The following is an 18862-nucleotide window of genomic DNA, read 5'->3' as shown; positions in this document are numbered from 1 at the left end:
AGAGATCCTGTCTGAATCCGCCTTAAATTCAGGCGATAACGGAATCTACAAGATGTCCCAAGCTCAACCGGCACTTGAACTGGTCGACGTACACAAGTCCTATGGCGACCTGAGCGTCTTAAAGGGAATCTCTCTGAAGGCCAATGATGGCGATGTAATCTCTATTCTGGGTTCCAGCGGCTCCGGCAAGAGCACCCTGTTGCGCTGCATCAACCTGCTGGAAAGGCCCAATGCCGGGCGCATTCTCGTCGCCGGCGAAGAGCTGGTACTCAAGCCTGCCAAAGACGGTTACCTCGACGCCGCCAGCCGCCCGCAGCTGGAATCCATGCGCTCGCGCATCGGCTTTGTGTTCCAGAGTTTCAACCTCTGGCCCCACAAGACCATCCTGGAAAACATTATCGAAGCCCCCATGCGCGTGCTGAAACAGCCCCGTGCCCAGGCCGTTGCCCGCGCCGAAGAACTGCTGGCCCGCGTCGGCCTTGCGGACAAGCGCAATGCCTACCCCGGCAACCTGTCCGGCGGCCAGCAGCAGCGCATTGCCATTGCCCGCGCTCTGGCCATGGACCCGCAGGTGCTGCTGTTTGATGAACCCACCTCGGCACTGGATCCTGAACTGGTCAACGAAGTACTCAGCGTGATGCACTCACTGGCGGACGAAGGCAGAACCATGCTGATCGTCACCCATGAAATGCGCTTTGCGCGCGAAGTCTCGAGCCAGGTTGTATTCCTGCACCAGGGACAGATCGAGGAAATAGGCTCACCGGAACAGGTGTTCGACAATCCCAAATCCACACGGGTACGGGATTTCATGTCGAGCCACCTGTCCTGACACGCGGGCCCACAAGCGGCCTACAATAAGAAAGCCCATCAGCAAGAGAATCGACCTTTATGAATCTGCGCAAACTCATTGTGACCCTGAGCCTCCTAGCCGGCACCGCCCTGGCCGCCAGCGCCGCCCAGGCGGAAAAGATCCGTATCGCCACCGAAGGCGCCTACGCTCCCTTCAACATGATCGACGCCAATGGCGACCTCAAGGGTTTCGACGTCGACATTGCCAATGCGCTCTGTGCCGAAATGAAGGCCGATTGCGAACTCGTGGCACAGGACTGGGACGGCATTATTCCCGGCCTGCTGACGCGCAAATACGATGCGATCATCGCCTCCATGTCCATCACCGAAGAACGCCTGCGGGTGGTGGACTTTTCCGAGCCCTACTATTCCAACGTGCTGGCCTTTGCTGCCGCCAGGGACAGCGACTTCAAGACCGACAAGGACAGCCTGAAAGGCAAGGTCATAGGTGCCCAGCGGGCGACTATCGCCGGCCTCTACCTTGAAGACAACCTCGCCGATACCGTTGAGGTGAAGTTCTACGACACCCAGGATAATGCCTATCTCGACCTGGCCGCCGGCCGTCTCGATGGCCTGCTGTCCGACAAGTTCCCGGCCTACGACTGGATGCGCAGCGAGGAAGGCCAGGGCTTCGAGTTCAAGGGCGCCGATATCGACATTGACGACAAGATCGGCATTGCCGTACGCAAGAACGACCCGCTGAAAGAAAAGTTCAACGCCGCGATCAAGGCCATTGTCGACAATGGTACCTATGCGAAGATCAACGCCGAGTACTTCCCGTTCTCGATCTATTGATCCGCCAGGGTGGGGCGCTCGCTAGGCGCCGCACCTGCATTCCTTTCTGTCACAGGACACGCCACTAATGGATCTTCAGGGTTTCGGTCATCTGCTGCTTTCCGGCGCCTGGGTCACGGTGAAGCTGGCCCTGACGAGTCTTGCCTTCGGCCTGCTGTTTGGCCTGATAGGCGCAGCGGCGAAACTGTCGAACTTTCGACTCGCCCGTATTCTCGGTACTCTCTATACCACCCTGGTGCGGGGCATTCCGGAACTGCTGCTGGTACTGAGCATCTACTTTGGCGGCTCCATGCTGCTGATGTGGCTGGCGAGCTTCTTCGGCTATACCGACTATATCGAGATCAGCGCCTTTGCCGCCGGTGTGGCAGCGCTGTCCATCGCCTTTGGCGCCTATGCCACCGAGGTCTTCCGCGCCGCCCTGATAGAACTGCCCAAGGGGCAGTGGGAATCGGCCTACGCCCTGGGCATGTCGCGCCCCCAGACCTTCTTTCGCATTATCCTGCCCCAGGTCTGGCGCCTGGCGTTGCCGGGCCTTGGCAACCTGTTCCAGGTACTGCTCAAGGACACCGCGCTGGTGTCGGTCGTTGGCCTCGATGAGCTGATGCGCCAGGCCTATGTCGCCTCCGGTTCGACCAAGGAGCCATTCACCTTCTATATGGCAGCGGCCTTTATTTACCTGGGCCTCACCGCCATCGCCACCGCCTCCACCATGCTGATGGAGCGCGCCAGCAATCCCGTGTCCCGCGGATCTCGCGCATGAATCAGCCTTCCGCCCGCCTTAACATGCAAGAGGTTCCCCGATGAGCTGGGACTGGAGCGTCATACTGAAATACCTGCCCAGACTGCTGGAAGGCACCTGGCTGACGCTGGAACTGGTGGCCATCTCGGGTCTGATCGGTATTGCCCTGGCGGTGCCGCTGGCGCTGATGCGGGTATCACGCAGCCCCTGGGTGCGAGCCTTTCCCTTTGCCTATATTTTCTTTTTCCGTGGCACGCCCCTGCTGGTGCAGATCTTCCTGATTTACTACGGCGCCTCGCAGTTTGAAGCCGTCAAGCAGTCCGTGTTCTGGGAAGTGCTGAAGCAGCCTTACTGGTGCGCCATCATCGCCTTCTCGATGAACACCGCGGCCTACAGCGCAGAGCTGATTCGCGGCGCCATTCAGGCCATTCCAAAGGGCGAAATCGAAGCCGCCGAGGCTCTGGGCATGAGCAGGCCGCTGCAGGTACGCCGCATAGTGCTGCCGCGAGCCTTTGGCATAGTACTGCCAGCCTATGGCAACGAGCTCATCCTGATGCTCAAGGGCAGCTCCCTGGCCTCCACCATCACGCTGCTTGATCTCACCGGCATGGCCCGCACCATCATCGCCCGTACCTATACGCCGCTGGAGATCTTCCTCGCCGCCGGCGTCATCTACCTGCTGATCAGCGGTGTCTTTATCGGCTGTTTCCGGCTGCTGGAAAAACGCCTCAACCGCTACCAGCACTACAAGCACCAGGTGCCGGCAGAATTGACCAAGATAGACCCCCGCCTGCAGGACTGATCAGCGGTAAAAATCGATACGGCAGTATGGGTGAATCCGCCGCGACGGCTCGCGTAACCGGCTCCTGCCGGGATTAAAGGCGGTGCAACCCATCCTGCATCCTGCGAAATCTCGCTCCAGCATCAAGAGAACCAAAAAAAGCCCGCACAGGGCGGGCAAAGGACTACTTACGACTCATGTTCGGACCCCGGGTCAGCCCCGGGGCCTCGGAATAGCTATCAGGCGACGGACGACTCCAGCAGCTGACCGCAGCGATCCAGCCACTGCTGGCGCTCTGTGGTCTGATCACCCGCCAGCACGAAGCCGCGCAGGGTGCCGCAGGCCTGTACGAAGAAGGCACGCATGCCGCTCTCCAGCGTTTCCACCTGCCATTCACCCTCGATATCCGCCGCCGGTGGCAGCAGCGTCAGGGGCAGGGCGGGCGTCTTCACGATCACCGGCATCAGCGGATACTGTGCCATGGTCGGGCGCCCCAGCAGGGTGTCCGCCAGGGCCCGCATGCCGTAGTTGATCGGTGCTATATAGGGCAGCAGCTGGCCATTGATCTCGGCACAGTCACCCAGGGCAAAGATGTCCGGCGCACTGGTGCGCATACCGCCATTGATAACGATGCCGCGGTTAACCTTGATGCCGGCCGCTTCCGCCAGCGCCATGCGCGGACGCAGCCCCACCGCCGAAATCACCAGGTCAGACTCAAGTTCGGTACCATCGCGCAACTGCAGGCGATAACTGTCACCCCCGCGCTCGATGCGCTCAACGGTATTTTCCAGATACCAGTTCACACCCTGTGCCGACAGCCTCTGTTGCAGCTGCTCGCCCAGGGCCTGCGGCATCAGCCGATCCATCGGCCAGGCGGTGAGACCCACCACATCAACGCTGTAACCGGCACCGGCCAGATCATTGGCAAACTCGCAGCCAATCAGGCCGTTGCCGATGATGGTGACACGCTTGCAACCGTCCAGCTGGTCGCGCATCAGGCGGTAATCCAGCAGGTCATTGACGCTCAGTACATCAGCCGCACCCGTACCCGGAATGGGCAAACGAATCGGCTCGGCACCCAGGGCCAGTACCAGCTTGCTGTACTGCAACTCACCCATATCGGTTTGCAGCAGGTGTTGCTGTACATCAATACTCTTAACGCGGCAGCGCGTATAAATGCGGATATTCAGCCGCGCCTCGATCTGCAGCGGTGTTTCGCTGACCAGATCCGTCGCCGATTTTTCACGTGCCAGCGCGTTGGACAGCGCAGGCTTGGAGTAGTGGTGGCCATCATCGGTGGTGAACAGCACTATCGGTTTTTCCGGGCTGCGCTGGCGCAGCGCCTCGGCCATGCCGTAGCCGGCGTAGCCGCTGCCGATAATCACCACCGGCGGCTCATTGCTGATAACCGCAGCCGCAACCGCATCCGCCGGTTTCGCGTTCGCCGTAATTTCGATCATCTCGAAATCCGCCTTGCCGACGCCGCAATCCGGGCATATCCAGTCTTCTGGCACGTCTTCCCAGCGGGTACCGGCCAGAATGCCGTCCGAGGGCCAGCCCTTGGATTCGTCGTAGATCAGTCCACAGATGATGCACAGCCACTTTTTCATTTTTCAGTCCTCTTGTTCGCCCGCGGCATTAACAAGCTGCAGGTCCGGTGCCTGTGGAACCGGATGCAATGCACCGGCCCCAGCAGGCGCCTTTTATTATTAACGGGCGACGCGAATCGCCACGTTCTTGGTACGTACATAGCTGTACAGCGCTTCCTGGCCTTTCTCGCGACCATAGCCCGACAGGCCATTGCCACCAAAGGGCGTCTCTATGCCACCGGCAAACCACTCGTTGACGAACACCTGTCCGGCCTCCAGCGCACGGGAGGCACGCAGGGCGCGGCTGATGTCCTGGGTAAAGACGCCGGCGACCAGGCCGTAGTCGGTGTTGTTGGCCAGTGCGTAGGCTTCCTCTTCGGTATCAAAGGGGGTGATCGCCACCACCGGGCCGAAGACTTCGTCGCCGAACAGACGCATGTCGGTGGTCACATCGGCAAATACCGTCGGCTGTACGAAGGCGCCGGGCAGGCCGGCCGCCGCCGCGCCGCCGCACACCAGGCGGGCACCGTCTTCGATCGCCTGCTGGCAGATCTCCAGAATGCCGTCACGCTGGCCCATGGAAACCACCGGCGTCACGTCCGGATTGTCCTTGCCGGCGCCGATGCTCAGGCTGGAGGCCAGCTCTGCTACGCGCGCCACCACCTCATCATAGATATCACGCTGCACCAGCAGGCGGGACATGGCCGAGCACACCTGGCCTGCATTGAAGAAGATGCCCCAGCGCACGCTGCTGACCAGCTGATCCAGGTCCGCATCCGGGAACACTACAGCCGCGGACTTGCCACCGAGTTCCATCACGCAGGGCACGGCGTTTTCAGCCGCCGAACGCATGATGGCGCGGCCGGTCGGTACTGAGCCGGTGAATACGATCTGATTGGTTTCCTTGTGCGCCACCAGGGCGGCACCGATTTCACGCCCGGGACCCGCCAGAATGCTCAGCGCGCCTTTCGGGAGCCCCGCCCGTTCGCAGGCCGTGGCCAGCACGGTAATCGCCAGCGGCGACAGCTCGGGGGACTTGACGATAACGGCGTTGCCGGCCGCCAGCGCCGGTGCCAGGGAGCGGGCACAGATGGACACCGGGAAGTTCCAGGGCACGATCTGCACCGAGATACCCTGGGGTTCATAGCTGGTGAAATCGACATAGTCTTCACCCAGCGGGATGGACTTGCCTTCGATCTTGTCCGCCATGCCGGCGTAGTATTCGAAATACCGCGCCGCTTCGCTGACTTCGTCGCGGGCATCGTTGATCGACTTGCCGTTCTCACGCGATGCCAGTACCGCGGCGTCGTCCACCAGGGCGCGAATCTCGGCGCCAATGCGGTACATCAGCTCGGCCCGCTGCGCCGGACGCTGCCGGGTCAGGCGACCCTCGCGCACGCATTCACGCGCCGCGGCAATGGCGCGCTCGGCGTCATCCAGGCTGGCGCTGGCGATGGTGGCGAAAACTTCATTGGTGGACGGATCGCGCACTTCAATGGAGCTATCGCTGTCGACCCAGTCGCCGGCGATAAAGTTGAGCCAGTGGTTGGTGTTGCAATTCAGCATGGGAAAGCTACCCGTGAGTCTTGTGGCAGAAGAAGCCCTGAAATGAGGCCAGCCGCGCAGGTTTAACAACCCGGCGACCGGCTTCAGGTGCTCGAGGGTAGAATCAGCCCTGGGCTGATTCGGCGTACTTGTTGGCAACCCAGGTGTGGAAATGGTGGGTTGGTCCGTCCAGTACCGGCGAGAAGACGCCACCGGCGTAGCCCGGCGACTTGCGACCGGCCTGCATGCCTTCGACCGCGAAAACGTCTTCACCGAAGACCACTTTCCAGGCTTCCAGCACGGCCTGGCGGCAGGCGGAGAATTCATCGCCGCAGGCTTCTTCGCCGACGTAGAACAGGCGCAGATTTTCCAGCGTGCGGTTATGGGCACGCGGCTCCAGAATGATGGTGAAGAAGTGGTCGGCCTGAATGCCCAGCAGTACGTTGGGGTACAGGGACACATATTCAGCCTGACGCAGCTTGTCCTGCGGCCAGTCGGCAAAGCGTGGCAAGTGGGTGCCGGCGACATCGGACAGATTGTAGGTGTAGCTGCCCTGCCCGGACATGCCTTCGCTAACCACCAGGTTGTAGTGCTGATCCAGCGGCGAGTAAGTGTTCAGGCTCGGGTGTACCCAGGGCAGGTGGTAGGCTTCGCAGTAGTTCTCGATAGCCAGCTTGTAGTTGCAGTTCACTTCCAGCTGCATCTGGCTGCCGGTCTGGGCGATGTGCAGGTTATTCCAGCCATCCGTACCGCAGAACTCGCTCCAGCGCTGGGTCAGCGGTGCGATAAAGTCGTCGAAGGACTGCGCATCACCGGACAGGTTAATAAACACCATCCCCATCCAGACGTGGGAGCGCACAGTGCGCAGGCCGTGCTTTTCACACACAAAGCCTTCGGCCTTGTGAACGCCGACGCCGCCGATGTGTGGAGTACCCTTGAGGTTGCCATTCAGGTCGTAGGTCCAGGAATGGTACGGGCAGCGCACCATGCCTTCAACTTCGGTTTCCTCGCTCAGCAGAATCATGCCGCGGTGGCTGCAGACGTTGTGGAAGACATTGAACTCGCCGTCGCGGTTGCGCATGATAGCCAGCGGCAGGCCCATGAAGTCCACCGGCTTGGCAAAGCCGTTACGCGGCAGGTCGCTGGTGTAGCCGATGGCGGCCCAGGTCTTGCCAAGTACTTCTTCACGTTCAAACTCAAAGAAGGCGGGATCGTCATAGACGGCATTGGGCATGCCAGAGGCATCGGCAATCGGCTTGCGCACGCTGTCCAGGGTTGCCATCGGAATCATCTGAGACTTGATTGTCATCGCGCTTATCTCCACACACGGCCTGCACTTGGGAAGGCTGCTGGTTTCTCTTATAGACCGACAAGTACATGCCACTGGCGATGTCACCGTCGAGACTCTGTTTGAACGCATAGTACTGAATACAAAATCGCCCGGACAAACGACTTTTCAGCCCCGGGGTCATGATAAAAACTCACAAGTCTGCAAGCACCTGAGTTTACGAGGAAATTTCCCTTAGGCGCACAGGGACATAGGGAAGAACGGGGCGATTTATGAGGGTTTAACAGGCTGGAGTCCGACCTCAAAGGTCGCAGACAGCCGCCGCGCTCACCACTGGGGGCAGCACAGAAAGCATGATAAAAGGTAATGTCCTGGTTCAGGGCTGCGGCTTGCGTTGATGCTGCTGAGACAAACATGACTGTTCGTTTTTTGACCATCCCCTGCCCCTGCAGGCCAGCCATGCCGGCTGCTGCAGCACTGAATGCTGGCGGCAATGCTGTGCCACTGCCTCAGCGAATCTCACAGTGTCATTACAAAAACTCATTAGCTGGGGGTGAAAAAGTCGTTTGATCTGGATCAAGCTTTTGCACAAGATGGCGCCATCGCGAATTCCGGTTCGTAGCAGCCTTACAGGCGGCACTCTTCACGGCCCGCATCCGGCTCTGCAATCGAGCGGCAGGCATGACTTTATATAATAAGCAAGGTGGACAAAGCGATGAGATCCGACAGCGGACTTGTGCGAGGCGTGGACCCGATCGTCACCCTCATTTCCATGATGGTGGTGATTGGTTTCGTTATTTATTGCGGTCTGCAGGCCGAAGCGGCAGGCGCCTTCTTCCAGCAAGTATCCGACAACATTCTCAACAACTTCAAATGGTTCTACCTGAGCGTCGTCACCGGTGTGCTCGGGCTGCTGATCTATCTGATGTTCAGTCGCTACGGCAATATCCGCCTCGGCCGGGACGATGAAAGACCCGAATTCAGCTACCGCTCCTGGCTCGCCATGCTGTTCAGCGGCGGCATGGGCATTGGCCTGATCTTCTGGTCCGTGGCAGAACCCATGTGGCACTACGCCGGCAACCCTTTTGCCGCCGCGGGTCTCAGCGATGAGGCCGCCGCCACCGCCATGCGCATTACCTTCTTCCACTGGGGTCTGCATCCCTGGGCCATCTTTATTATCGTCGCCCTGACCATGGCCTATTTTGCCTATCGCAAGGGCCTGCCGCTGACCATGCGCTCGGTGCTCTACCCGCTGATCGGCGATCGCATCTATGGCCCCATCGGCCATGCGGTGGATATCCTCACCGTGGCGATCACCGCCTTTGGCGTGTCCCAGTCTCTGGGGCTGGGCGTCATCCAGATGAATACCGGCCTCAACAACGTCTTCGGCATGGATATCAGCATCGGCAATCAGCTGATCATGATTGCCGCCATCAGCTTCCTGGCGATTCTGTCGGTGGTCTCCGGTGTCGGCCGCGGCATCCGCCTGCTGTCCGAATGGAACATGCTGCTGTCGATCGTCCTGGTGATCGCCGTGCTGCTGATAGGCCCCACCCGCTATATTCTGCACACCTTTATCGAAAGCACCGGCGACTACGCCAGCAACCTGATTACGCTGAGCACCTGGAGCGACGCCCAGGCGGATTCGGGCTGGCAGAACTGGTGGACCGCCTTTTACTGGCCCTGGTGGATGACCTGGTCACCCTTTGTCGGCATGTTCATCGCCCGCATCTCCCGTGGCCGCACCATCCGCGAACTGATCGTCGGCGCCCTGCTGGTGCCCACCCTGGTGACCTTTATCTGGATGTCGGTATTTGGCGGCTCGGCGCTGAAAATGGAACAGCAGGACCGCGTCGCCCACCAGGAACTGGTTGAAGCCGGCAGCTTGAGCGGCGAAGCCGCTGAATTCAACGGCGGCGAGATCCTGCTGGCCACCAAGGCCGAAACCACCTCGGCGATCTTTACCCTGTTCGAGAAGCTTGATTCCGGCAGCCTGGGCCAGGGTCTGATGATACTGGTGACCCTGCTGCTGGCCACCTACTTCATCACCTCGGCGGACTCCGGCACCCTGGTGCTCTGTACCCTAAGTACAAGGGGCAGTATGGAGCCACCGCTTGCGCTACGTATTATCTGGGGCGCCATGCAGGCCTTTATCGCCGGAGGTCTGCTCTACGCCGGCGGCCTGAAAGCCGTGCAGACCGCCTCCATCGTTGCAGGCCTGCCGATTGCAGTGCTGACCCTGCTGATGTCCGTCAGCCTGATGAAGGCGCTGCGCGCGGAAGCCGGCCTGCTGCCTATTCCCCTCGGGCCACAGCGGGGCAGCAACAGGCCCCAGGCTCTGCACAGCAACACCCAGAGCCATGCTGCGACTCCGATCGACGCAGCCCAGCCCGCCATGTTGCGCGCCAGCGGCGAGCGCTGATTCCATGAACCGCTGACCACACCGGCCTTCGCCCTGCGCGAACGCCGGTGTTTTTGTTTGCAGGGGGTATAATCTTGGGCGCCTGTCTAAACAACCTGACTGCTACACTGCCGGCAAGGCGCCAGGCACGACGGGCACTCAACCCTGGCAGCCGATTAGCCGCCACGAAAATAAGAAAAGGAGAGCCCTGGTTGAAGATCAAGCCCTTACCGCCACTGAACAGCCTGGTTGCGTTCGAATCCGCCGCCCGGCATTTGAGCTTTACCCAGGCCGCGCTTGAACTGAGTGTGACCCAGGGTGCCGTCAGCCGCCAGATCCGCCATCTGGAGGAATACCTCGGACGCAGCCTCTTCGTGCGGGACAAGCGCCAGCTGAGCCTCACCCAGACAGGCGCCGAATACTACGACAGCGTGCAGCAGTCCCTGCTGCTGATCTCCAGCGCCACCGGCGCCATAGTCCAGTGGCAGGGTAACCAGCAGCTCACCGTGGTCACCTCCAATGCCATGGCCTCGCTCTGGTTGCTGCCACGGCTGCCGGAATTCCAGGATCTGCACCCCGATATAGACGTGCGCATCCTGGCCACCGATTCCCTGCTGGGGCTGCGCAGCTCCGAATTTGATGTCGCGCTCTTCTATTGCCGCACACCGCCGGCGGGGCTGGTGGCGACACCGCTGTTCAGCGAAAAGGTGTTCCCCGTTTGCAGCCCGGCCTTTCTGGAACGCAATCGCACTAGCGGCGCCGAAGCCGAAGGGCAGAGCACTGAAGATATTCTGGGTACCACCCAGCTGTGGCTGGATTCAGGGGAAGACTGGCTCAACTGGAGTCAGTGGTTCAGCGCCGCGGGTATTGCACCGCAGGAACCGCGTCGCCGTCTGAACCTGAACAACTACGCCATGCTGGTGCAGGCCGCACTGAATGGACAGGGCATAGCCCTGGGGTGGGAGCAGCTGGTGGCTGATTATCTGCAAAGCGGCCTGCTGGTGAGGCCCGTAGCGATGGAGCTGAACACCACCGCCCGCTTTTACATGCTGGAGCCCCAGGAGCCCATGCGGCGCAAGCCAGGCGTGGAGCAGTTTCGCCACTGGCTACTGCAGTGCGTGGGGGAATGCGAGGCTATTGAGGCGCCTACCGAGACCTCTGGTAATTGGTGAATCGTAATTGGTAATTGGTAATTGGTAATTGGTAATTGGTAATTGGTAAACAGGCAGCTTTCAGCCGTAAGCTGACAGCTGAAAGCTCTAAGCACCTCGAAAGCTTCGCTGCGGGGCGCAGCTCATACGGTAGTCAGGGGAGGTCTCTGGTAATTGGTGAATCGTAATTGGTAAGTCGTGAAACCGGAGTGATCGGTGCTCTACGAATCACGAATCACGAATCACCAATTACGCATCACGCTTTAAGTTAGTACAGCGCTTTTTCGTCGCGTACCACATCACGCAGCAGCTTGAGGAACAGCTTGTCCGCATCGCTGTGCTCAACCGGGATCTTGACGTTGGTGGTGGCGGACAGCTCATCGGCAATCAGCACATCAGCGTTTTTCTCGTTGATGTGTTTGCGGGCAATATCCAGCGCCTTGGTGTTGATATCGGGCTCAACCAGCACCTTGCGGATAAACAGCAGCAGCTCGTTAATCACCCGATCCTTGTTTTTGATTTCAGACACATTCATGGTGCGACTCCGCTAGACATTTTCCCGCACTATAACCTGTTTTCAGACGCCTTTGCAGCCGTTGTAGCGAGCGATGATACGGCCTTTAGCAGCGTCTTTTGGCAGATCCTCAGCCCCATCGGCAACCCCGCCATGCCCGCAAGGATCAAGGGTGCATAACCGCCAGGCCGGGGAAACGGCACCGATTTCTGCAATTTTATGGCCTAAATGCATGCAAATCGCCGCCAAGGCCGGCTTTTTGGGTCGATTCAGCCGCCATCGGTTGATCGAAACCTGACCCGGTGAGAGAATGTGCAGCTCGATTTTAGAGGCCTTGAGCGCGTAGGTAACCCCGAAGCTCTGGCGAGTCGATCTCCAGTATCGTCTCCCGCTGGTCTGCCGGCTGGGCAACCCTCAGCACCGGTAAGCACCCGAACCTGAGCCGCCACGTCTCTGCCCTGGAATGGTTGAGATTTTTACCACCAAAGCACCAACGTCGCTTAAGTGGGTGGGTCATGTTCAACGTTGCAGAAACAAAAACTGTTACGCGCCTTTTCCTTGCCGGGAACTGGTGCACCAGAGGGTGAATACTGTGGAATTATTATCAGGCGCAGAAATGGTTGTTCGTGCCCTTCATGACGAGGGTGTGAAGTACATCTATGGCTATCCGGGCGGTGCCTTGCTGCACGTCTACGATGCCCTTTTCCGTCAGGAAGATGTGCAACATATACTAGTGCGCCATGAACAGGCGGCAACGCACATGGCCGATGCCTATGCGCGCGCGACCGGCAAGGCCGGCGTGGCGCTGGTCACATCAGGCCCAGGCGCGACCAATGCCGTTACCGGCATTGCGACAGCCTATATGGACTCGATCCCCATGGTGGTGATCACCGGTCAGGTCATGAGTCACCTGATCGGTGAAGATGCGTTTCAGGAAACCGATATGATGGGTATTTCCCGTCCTATAGTGAAACACAGCTTCAGCGTGTCCCGGGCGGAAGATATTCCGGCCATTATCAAGAAGGCGTTCCACATTGCCCAGACCGGTCGTCCGGGGCCTGTGGTCGTGGATATCCCCAAGGATATGACGTCGCCGACCGAACGCTATGAATACGAACACCCCAAAACCGTCAAGCTGCGCTCTTACAGCCCGGTCACCCGCGGTCACAGCGGCCAGATCAAGAAAGCGACCGATCTGCTGCTGGCGGCCAAACGCCCGGTGCTCTACACCGGCGGCGGCGTCATCATGGGCAATGCCAGTGCCGAGCTGCTTCAGCTGGCGCGCATGCTCAACTACCCGGTCACCAATACCCTGATGGGGCTGGGTGGCTTCCCGGGTACGGATCGTCAGTTTATCGGCATGCTCGGCATGCACGGCAGCTACGAAGCCAACATGACGATGCACCATTCGGACCTGATTCTGGCCGTAGGCGCGCGCTTTGACGACCGAGTTACCAACGGTCTGGACAAGTTCTGCCCCACCGCCAAAATTATCCATATCGATATTGACCCTGCGTCCATTTCCAAGACCGTCAAGGCCGATATCCCCATCGTGGGCCCGGCTCAGGCGGTTCTGGCGGAAATGATCGAACTGGTGGCCGCGTCCAAGAAGCAGCCCGATGCGGCGGCGCTCAAGACCTGGTGGGAACAGATCGACGAATGGCGCACGCGCCACGGCGGTCGCTACCGCACCGACGACTCCGACAAGATGAAGCCGCAGCAGGTCATCGAAATGTTGAGCAAGGTCACCAACGGCGACGCCTATGTGTGTTCCGATGTCGGCCAGCACCAGATGTTCGCAGCCCAGTACTACAAGTTCAACAAGCCCAATCGCTGGATCAACTCAGGCGGTCTGGGCACCATGGGCTTTGGTCTGCCAGCGGCTATGGGCGTGCAGATGAACTTCCCCGATGCCGACGTCGCCTGCGTCACCGGCGAGGGCAGCATCCAGATGAACATTCAGGAGCTTTCCACCTGCAAGCAGTACGACCTGCCGGTGAAAATCATCAACCTGAATAACCAGTCCCTGGGCATGGTACGCCAGTGGCAGGACATGAACTACGAATCGCGGCATTCGCACTCCTACATGAAGTCCCTGCCCGACTTCGTCAAGCTGGCCGAGGCCTATGGCCATGTCGGCATGAAGGTCGAGAAGTATTCCGACCTTGAAGCCGCCATGCGCGAAGCCTTCGCCATGAAAGATCGTCTGGTGTTTATGGATATCTATGTGGATCAATTCGAGCACGTGTACCCCATGCAGGTACCGCGCGGCTCAATGCGCGACATGTGGCTGACCAAAACGGAGAGAACCTGAGCATGAGACGTATCATTTCAGTTCTGTTGGAAAACGAACCGGGTGCCCTGTCTCGCGTGGTCGGCCTGTTCTCCCAGCGCAATTACAACATCGAATCCCTCACAGTGGCGCCGACGGACGATGCGACCCTGTCGCGCCTGACCGTCACCACCGTCGGGGATGACCGTGTTATCGAGCAGATCACCAAGCACCTGAACAAGCTGATTGACGTTGTGAAGGTGGTCGATCTGACCGAAGGCGAGCACATCGAACGCGAGCTGATGATGATCAAGCTCAAGGCCTCAGGCGCCGCCCGCGCCGAGATCAAGCGCACCTCGGATATCTTCCGTGGCCAGATCATCGATGTGACACCCAGTACCTACACGGTGCAGCTGATCGGTGCGAGCGACAAGCTCGATGCCTTTATCAGCGCACTGGGCACCGCCACCATCATGGAAGTGGTGCGCTCGGGTGTTTCGGGTATCGCCCGCGGCGAAAAAACCCTCAGCCCCTGATCTCTGGATCAGCCGGCTACAAAAAAGCCGCTCCCCTGGGGAGCGGCTTTTTGATATCTGCCTCCTTTCAATGCCTGGCAGCAGCCTTCAGCACCGGTCTATGACTTGGCCGCCTGGGTGGCTAGCGATGCCGCGGCAGCAGCCCGAGCCTGCCGGGGCTCACGCCCGACCATACAAATGGCCAGTGCGGCGACCAGCGCCGGCACACCGACGGCAACAAAGTTCATCTCGACGTTCAGCTCCGCCGCCATCAGTACACCACCGAGGATCGGGCCCAGGATGGCACCAAGTCGGCCCACCCCTGAGGCCCAGCCGATACCGGTGGAACGGTTGGACACCGAATAGTACTGCGCCACATAGGCGTACAGCAGAATCTGGGTTCCAATGGTGCAGGCACCGGCGATGGCGATCAGCACATACTGCACCGTCATAGACCCCTTGAGGAAGCCCAGTAGCCCGATGGACAGCGCGGCAAGCAGGAACATGATGGTGATCACGCGCCGCAGGTGAAAACGGTCAGACATCAGGCCGCCACCGATGGCCCCGAACATGGCGCCAAAGTTCAGTACCAGCAGGAACAACAGACCCTTCTTCACTTCGTAGCCGGCCGCTTCCATGATCTTCGGCAACCAGGAGGCCAGAGCGTAGACCATCATCAGGCAGCAGAAGAAGCTGACCCAGAACATCAGCGTAGACATCAGACGGCCCTGGGTGAAAAGAGACAGCAGCGGTACGCTGCCGGGCTCCTTTCCGGTGGGCATCTGCAGATCGTCCTCGAGCTGTGCATTGCAGCCTGGATCAAGCCGGTTGAGCATCTTCACCGCCTCTGCCCTGCGGCCAGACTGCAGCAGATAGCCGACAGATTCCGGCAACATCAGCCAGATCAGCGGCAGCAGCAGTAGCGGGATGCCGGCGACGAAAAAAACCGACGGCCAGCCGTAGGCCGGAATCAGAGTCATGCCGATAAAGGCCGAGGCCATGCCACCGATGGAGTAACCGCTGAACATGATGGCGACCAGGGTGCTGCGCATCTTCTTTGGCGCATATTCGGTCATCAGGGCGACGGCATTGGGCATGACACCGCCAATACCAAGACCTGCTATGAAGCGGCAGAGACCAAACTCCAGCGGATCACGGGCAAAGCCGTTGAGGAAGGTGACGCCACTGAACAGGGCGACACAGATCATAATGGTTTTCTTGCGGCCGATTCTGTCCGACAGTGGACCAAAAAACAGGGCGCCGAACATCATGCCAAAGAGCGCCGTGCTCCCCAGGGTTCCGGCATCCACTGGGGACAGATCCCACTCAGCCATCAGCTTGGGCAGTACCACGCCGTAAATGATCAGGTCATAGCCATCAAAGATGATGATAAGCCCGGTCCAGAACAGCACCAGCCAGTGAAATTTGTTGAATCGAGCCTCATCGATAATTTTGTGCACATCTACCGTCTTCACAGTATTCTCCCGCCAGCCAACTTTATTTTTATGTCACCCGACCCACTCCAAGCGGGGCAGACGCACGCGACTCTGGTTACCTTTTGTACAACCCAGAGCCATACCCGCAGTATCAAGCAATTGGCAGGAATCAAAATGACGCAGCCTGCAATGACTATCCATTGGCTGCAAAGGGCAGAAAAGCAGGGGCAAGGGAGAAGAGCAGGGGCAAGGTTCAAGGTGAAAGGGAGCGCAGCTGATAGCTATAAGCTGTCAGCTTAGAGCTTACGGCTTACGGCTTACGGCTTACGGCTTACGGCTTACGGCTGTCAGCTTACAGCTGTTTGTTCACGATTCACCAATTACCAGAGGTCACCTCCCTATCGCAGGAGCGCGTCTGGGGGCAAGGAAGAGCAAAGAAGAACAAGGGACAGGGGGAGGGATCTTGCAAGCGGGCCGGGCTGCGTTCAGCAGCCGACCCGGTATCCGGTACGAATCAGTTTTTCACCACATCCACGAAGTAGTGATCTTCGCCGTTGACCTTCTCGCGCACCAGACCGTGTACATCGGTCTCGAAGCCCGGGAAGCGGCCATTGAAGTCACGCACGAACTGCAGATAGCTGACGATGATCTTGTTGTAGCACTCGCCCGGGATCAGCAGCGGAATACCCGGCGGATAGGGCGTTACCAGCATGGCGGTAATGCGGCCTTCCAGATCATCGATAGCCACACGCTCCACCTGACGATGCGCCATCTTGGCCCAGGCATCGGCCGGGGTCATGGCCGGCTGTATCTTGGACAGGTACATGTCGGTGGTGATGCGGGCAACATCGTACTGGCGGTAAACCTCGTGGATCTCGCTGCACAGGTCACGCAGGCCAACGCGCTCGTACTTGGGAAAACGCTTGGCGAATTCCGGCATGATGCGCCACAGCGGCTCGTTATTGTCGAAGTCATCCTTGAACTGCTGCAGCTCGGTTACCATCGAGTTCCAGCGGCCCTTGGTGATGCCGATGGTGAACATGATGAAGAACGAATAGAGTCCGGTCTTCTCGATGATGATACCGTGCTCGGCCAGGTACTTGCTGACGATCGCTGCGGGAATACCGACGTCGTCGAAGCTGCCATCCACGTCCAGGCCCGGGGTAATGATGGTGGCCTTGATGGGGTCCAGCATGTTGAAGCCCGACTCGATCTCGCCGAAACCATGCCAGCGATCGCCGGAATGAATCACCCAGTCGTCGCGATCTCCCATGCCTTCTTCCGCCAGACGATCCGGTCCCCAGACCCTGAACCACCAGTCATCGGCACCAAACTCGTCATCCACCTTGCGCATGGCTCGGCGGAAATCCAGCGCTTCCAGAATGGACTCTTCCACCAGCGCTGTACCACCCGGCGCTTCCATCATGGCCGCGGCCACGTCGCAGGAAGCGATAATGGCGTACTGCGGACTGGTGGACGAATGCATCAGGTAGGATTCGTTGAAGCGGTGTGTGTCGAGCTTGCGGTTCTTGCTGTCCTGCACCAGGATCTGCGACGCCTGGGACAGGCCTGCCAGCAGCTTGTGGGTCGACTGGGTGGCGAACACCAGGGTGTCGTCGGAACGCGGACGGCCGGAGCCGATGGCGTGCATGTCACGATAGAAGCTGTGGAAGGCGGCGTGGGGCAGCCAGGCTTCGTCGAAGTGCAGCGTATCTATGGTGCTGCCCAGGATGTCCTTGATAGTTTCGACGTTGTAGAGCACGCCGTCGTAGGTGCTCTGGGTAATGGTCAGAATGCGCGGTTTCTTGTTGACCGCATTGCGGGCAAAGGGGTTGTCGGCGATCTTCTGGCGAATGGTCTCGGGGTCGAACTCACTCTTGGGAATAGGGCCGATAATGCCGTAGTGGTTGCGAGTCGGCATCAGGAACACCGGAATCGCGCCTGTCATGATGATCGAGTGCAGAATCGATTTGTGACAGTTGCGATCCACCACCACTATGTCGCCGGGCGCCACTGTGGAGTGCCAGACCACCTTGTTGGAGGTCGAGGTACCGTTGGTGACGAAGAACAGGTGATCGCAGCCGAAAATGCGTGCCGCATTGCGCTCGCTGGCCGCCACCGGGCCTGTATGATCCAGCAGCTGGCCGAGTTCGTCCACGGCGTTGCAGACGTCTGCGCGCAGCAGATTCTCGCCGAAGAACTGGTGGAACATCTGCCCGACCGGGCTCTTCAGGAAGGCGACGCCACCGGAGTGGCCCGGGCAGTGCCAGGAGTAGGAGCTGTCGCTGGCGTAATCCATCAGGGCATCAAAGAAGGGCGGCGCCAGGGAATCCAGGTACTTCCTGGCCTCACGGATGATATGCCGCGCCACGAACTCGGGCGTATCTTCAAACATATGAATGAAACCGTGCAACTCACGCAGGATTTCATTGGGTATATGGCGTGAGGTGCGGGTCTCGCCGTACAGGAAAATCGGAATATCGGTGTTGCGCTTGCGCACTTCCCGAATAAAGCCACGAATTCCCGCCAGCGCCTTCTCGACATCGCCATCGCTGCCATCACCAAACTCTTCATCGTCGATCGAGACGATAAAGCTGGAGGCACGGCTGGCCTGCTGCGCAAAGGCAGTCAGATCGCCGTAACTGGTAAAGCCGATAACCTCAACGCCTTCCTGGCCGATGGCTTCGGCGAGGTCGCGAATACCGGAACCCGAGATATTTTCAGAACGGAAGTCTTCATCAATGATGACTACAGGAAAGCGAAATTTCATGTGGGGCCAGTCACTCGGTAAGAACAGGTGAGTAGGAGAAGTGTGCGGCGCCGCTACACGGACGATTGCGCCCCGGCAGCACACCATTCACATCACAGAATCAGCGGATGAAACCTATCCGGGGATTCCTGCGAACACGCTCGAAACAGCATAGCAGCGTGGCAAGTGCCTGCGACAGGCTGGACACTAGCTACCTATCGGACTTAACGCTGATCTA

The 18862-nt window shown here is 59.3% G+C and carries 14 protein-coding genes; 8 read left to right on the top strand and 6 right to left on the bottom strand.

The window, feature by feature from the left end; genetic code table 11:
- The first annotated feature begins 52 nt into the window (after positions 1–52).
- From A8C75_RS00695 to A8C75_RS00680, 4 genes are all read left to right on the top strand, one after another.
- Positions 53–829 carry an ABC transporter ATP-binding protein gene (locus A8C75_RS00695; protein ID WP_067376674.1) on the top strand — a complete coding sequence of 259 codons (777 nt, stop codon included), beginning with the start codon at positions 53–55 and terminating at the stop codon, positions 827–829.
- A 59-nt stretch (positions 830–888) separates the two neighbouring features.
- A complete protein-coding gene (locus tag A8C75_RS00690) occupies positions 889–1644 on the top strand; it encodes a transporter substrate-binding domain-containing protein (protein WP_067376671.1) in 756 nt (251 codons plus the stop codon).
- Positions 1645–1711: 67 nt separating this feature from the next.
- Positions 1712–2404, top strand: a complete 693-nt coding sequence (locus tag A8C75_RS00685) for an ABC transporter permease (protein WP_067286785.1) — start codon at positions 1712–1714, stop codon at positions 2402–2404.
- Between the two features lie 40 nt (positions 2405–2444).
- A complete protein-coding gene (locus tag A8C75_RS00680; RefSeq protein WP_067376668.1) occupies positions 2445–3185 on the top strand; it encodes an ABC transporter permease in 741 nt (246 codons plus the stop codon).
- 218 nt (positions 3186–3403) lie between these two features.
- On the opposite strand, the gene A8C75_RS00675 is transcribed toward A8C75_RS00680, so the two are convergent.
- From A8C75_RS00675 to A8C75_RS00665, 3 genes are all read right to left on the bottom strand, one after another.
- Complete coding sequence (locus tag A8C75_RS00675) at positions 3404–4774, bottom strand: FAD-dependent oxidoreductase (protein WP_067376665.1); 1371 nt, start codon at positions 4772–4774, stop codon at positions 3404–3406.
- A 99-nt stretch (positions 4775–4873) separates the two neighbouring features.
- Positions 4874–6319, bottom strand: coding sequence for an aldehyde dehydrogenase family protein (locus tag A8C75_RS00670; RefSeq protein WP_067376662.1), 1446 nt, complete (start codon positions 6317–6319; stop codon positions 4874–4876).
- A gap of 103 nt (positions 6320–6422) precedes the next feature.
- Positions 6423–7607, bottom strand: coding sequence for an aromatic ring-hydroxylating oxygenase subunit alpha (locus A8C75_RS00665; RefSeq protein ID WP_227819797.1), 1185 nt, complete (start codon positions 7605–7607; stop codon positions 6423–6425).
- Between the two features lie 694 nt (positions 7608–8301).
- Here A8C75_RS00665 and A8C75_RS00660 point away from each other — a divergent pair.
- Together A8C75_RS00660 and A8C75_RS00655 are read left to right on the top strand one after the other, a co-directional pair.
- Positions 8302–10008, top strand: coding sequence for a BCCT family transporter (locus A8C75_RS00660; protein WP_067376659.1), 1707 nt, complete (start codon positions 8302–8304; stop codon positions 10006–10008).
- Between the two features lie 191 nt (positions 10009–10199).
- Complete coding sequence (locus A8C75_RS00655; RefSeq protein WP_067376656.1) at positions 10200–11159, top strand: LysR substrate-binding domain-containing protein; 960 nt, start codon at positions 10200–10202, stop codon at positions 11157–11159.
- A 247-nt stretch (positions 11160–11406) separates the two neighbouring features.
- Here A8C75_RS00655 and A8C75_RS00650 read toward each other — a convergent pair whose 3' ends face one another.
- Positions 11407–11673 carry a hypothetical protein gene (locus A8C75_RS00650; protein ID WP_067376653.1) on the bottom strand — a complete coding sequence of 89 codons (267 nt, stop codon included), beginning with the start codon at positions 11671–11673 and terminating at the stop codon, positions 11407–11409.
- 571 nt (positions 11674–12244) lie between these two features.
- Between A8C75_RS00650 and A8C75_RS00645 the strand changes: the two genes are divergently transcribed.
- A complete protein-coding gene (locus tag A8C75_RS00645) occupies positions 12245–13966 on the top strand; it encodes an acetolactate synthase 3 large subunit (protein ID WP_067376650.1) in 1722 nt (573 codons plus the stop codon).
- Between the two features lie 2 nt (positions 13967–13968).
- Positions 13969–14460: an acetolactate synthase small subunit gene (gene ilvN, locus A8C75_RS00640; RefSeq protein ID WP_067376647.1), complete on the top strand. Its 492-nt coding sequence runs from the start codon at positions 13969–13971 to the stop codon at positions 14458–14460.
- A gap of 98 nt (positions 14461–14558) precedes the next feature.
- Here ilvN and A8C75_RS00635 read toward each other — a convergent pair whose 3' ends face one another.
- Together A8C75_RS00635 and A8C75_RS00630 are read right to left on the bottom strand one after the other, a co-directional pair.
- Positions 14559–15914 carry an MFS transporter gene (locus tag A8C75_RS00635; protein ID WP_067376643.1) on the bottom strand — a complete coding sequence of 452 codons (1356 nt, stop codon included), beginning with the start codon at positions 15912–15914 and terminating at the stop codon, positions 14559–14561.
- A 475-nt stretch (positions 15915–16389) separates the two neighbouring features.
- The gene (locus A8C75_RS00630; RefSeq protein WP_067376640.1) at positions 16390–18645 is read right to left on the bottom strand and encodes an arginine/lysine/ornithine decarboxylase; all 2256 of its coding nucleotides are present in this window, start codon (positions 18643–18645) and stop codon (positions 16390–16392) included.
- Between the last annotated feature and the right edge of the window lie 217 nt (positions 18646–18862).

This window comes from Marinobacterium aestuarii (assembly GCF_001651805.1).
Taxonomy (GTDB): Bacteria; Pseudomonadota; Gammaproteobacteria; order Pseudomonadales; family Balneatricaceae; genus Marinobacterium_A; species Marinobacterium_A aestuarii.
The sequence above is the reverse complement of the archived record's forward strand: the minus strand, read 5'-3'. Positions and strand labels throughout refer to the sequence as shown.

What these genes read in the sequence shown, in the direction of transcription:
- A8C75_RS00660 (WP_067376659.1), top strand. Translation starts at nt 8,302, where the DNA reads ATGAGATCCGACAGCGGACTTGTGCGAGGCGTGGACCCGATCGTCACC.
- A8C75_RS00695 (WP_067376674.1), top strand. Translation starts at nt 53, where the DNA reads ATGTCCCAAGCTCAACCGGCACTTGAACTGGTCGACGTACACAAGTCC.
- A8C75_RS00670 (WP_067376662.1), bottom strand. Translation starts at nt 6,319, where the DNA reads ATGCTGAATTGCAACACCAACCACTGGCTCAACTTTATCGCCGGCGAC.
- A8C75_RS00690 (WP_067376671.1), top strand. Translation starts at nt 889, where the DNA reads ATGAATCTGCGCAAACTCATTGTGACCCTGAGCCTCCTAGCCGGCACC.
- A8C75_RS00665 (WP_227819797.1), bottom strand. Translation starts at nt 7,607, where the DNA reads ATGACAATCAAGTCTCAGATGATTCCGATGGCAACCCTGGACAGCGTG.
- A8C75_RS00630 (WP_067376640.1), bottom strand. Translation starts at nt 18,645, where the DNA reads ATGAAATTTCGCTTTCCTGTAGTCATCATTGATGAAGACTTCCGTTCT.
- A8C75_RS00685 (WP_067286785.1), top strand. Translation starts at nt 1,712, where the DNA reads ATGGATCTTCAGGGTTTCGGTCATCTGCTGCTTTCCGGCGCCTGGGTC.
- A8C75_RS00680 (WP_067376668.1), top strand. Translation starts at nt 2,445, where the DNA reads ATGAGCTGGGACTGGAGCGTCATACTGAAATACCTGCCCAGACTGCTG.
- ilvN (WP_067376647.1), top strand. Translation starts at nt 13,969, where the DNA reads ATGAGACGTATCATTTCAGTTCTGTTGGAAAACGAACCGGGTGCCCTG.
- A8C75_RS00650 (WP_067376653.1), bottom strand. Translation starts at nt 11,673, where the DNA reads ATGAATGTGTCTGAAATCAAAAACAAGGATCGGGTGATTAACGAGCTG.
- A8C75_RS00675 (WP_067376665.1), bottom strand. Translation starts at nt 4,774, where the DNA reads ATGAAAAAGTGGCTGTGCATCATCTGTGGACTGATCTACGACGAATCC.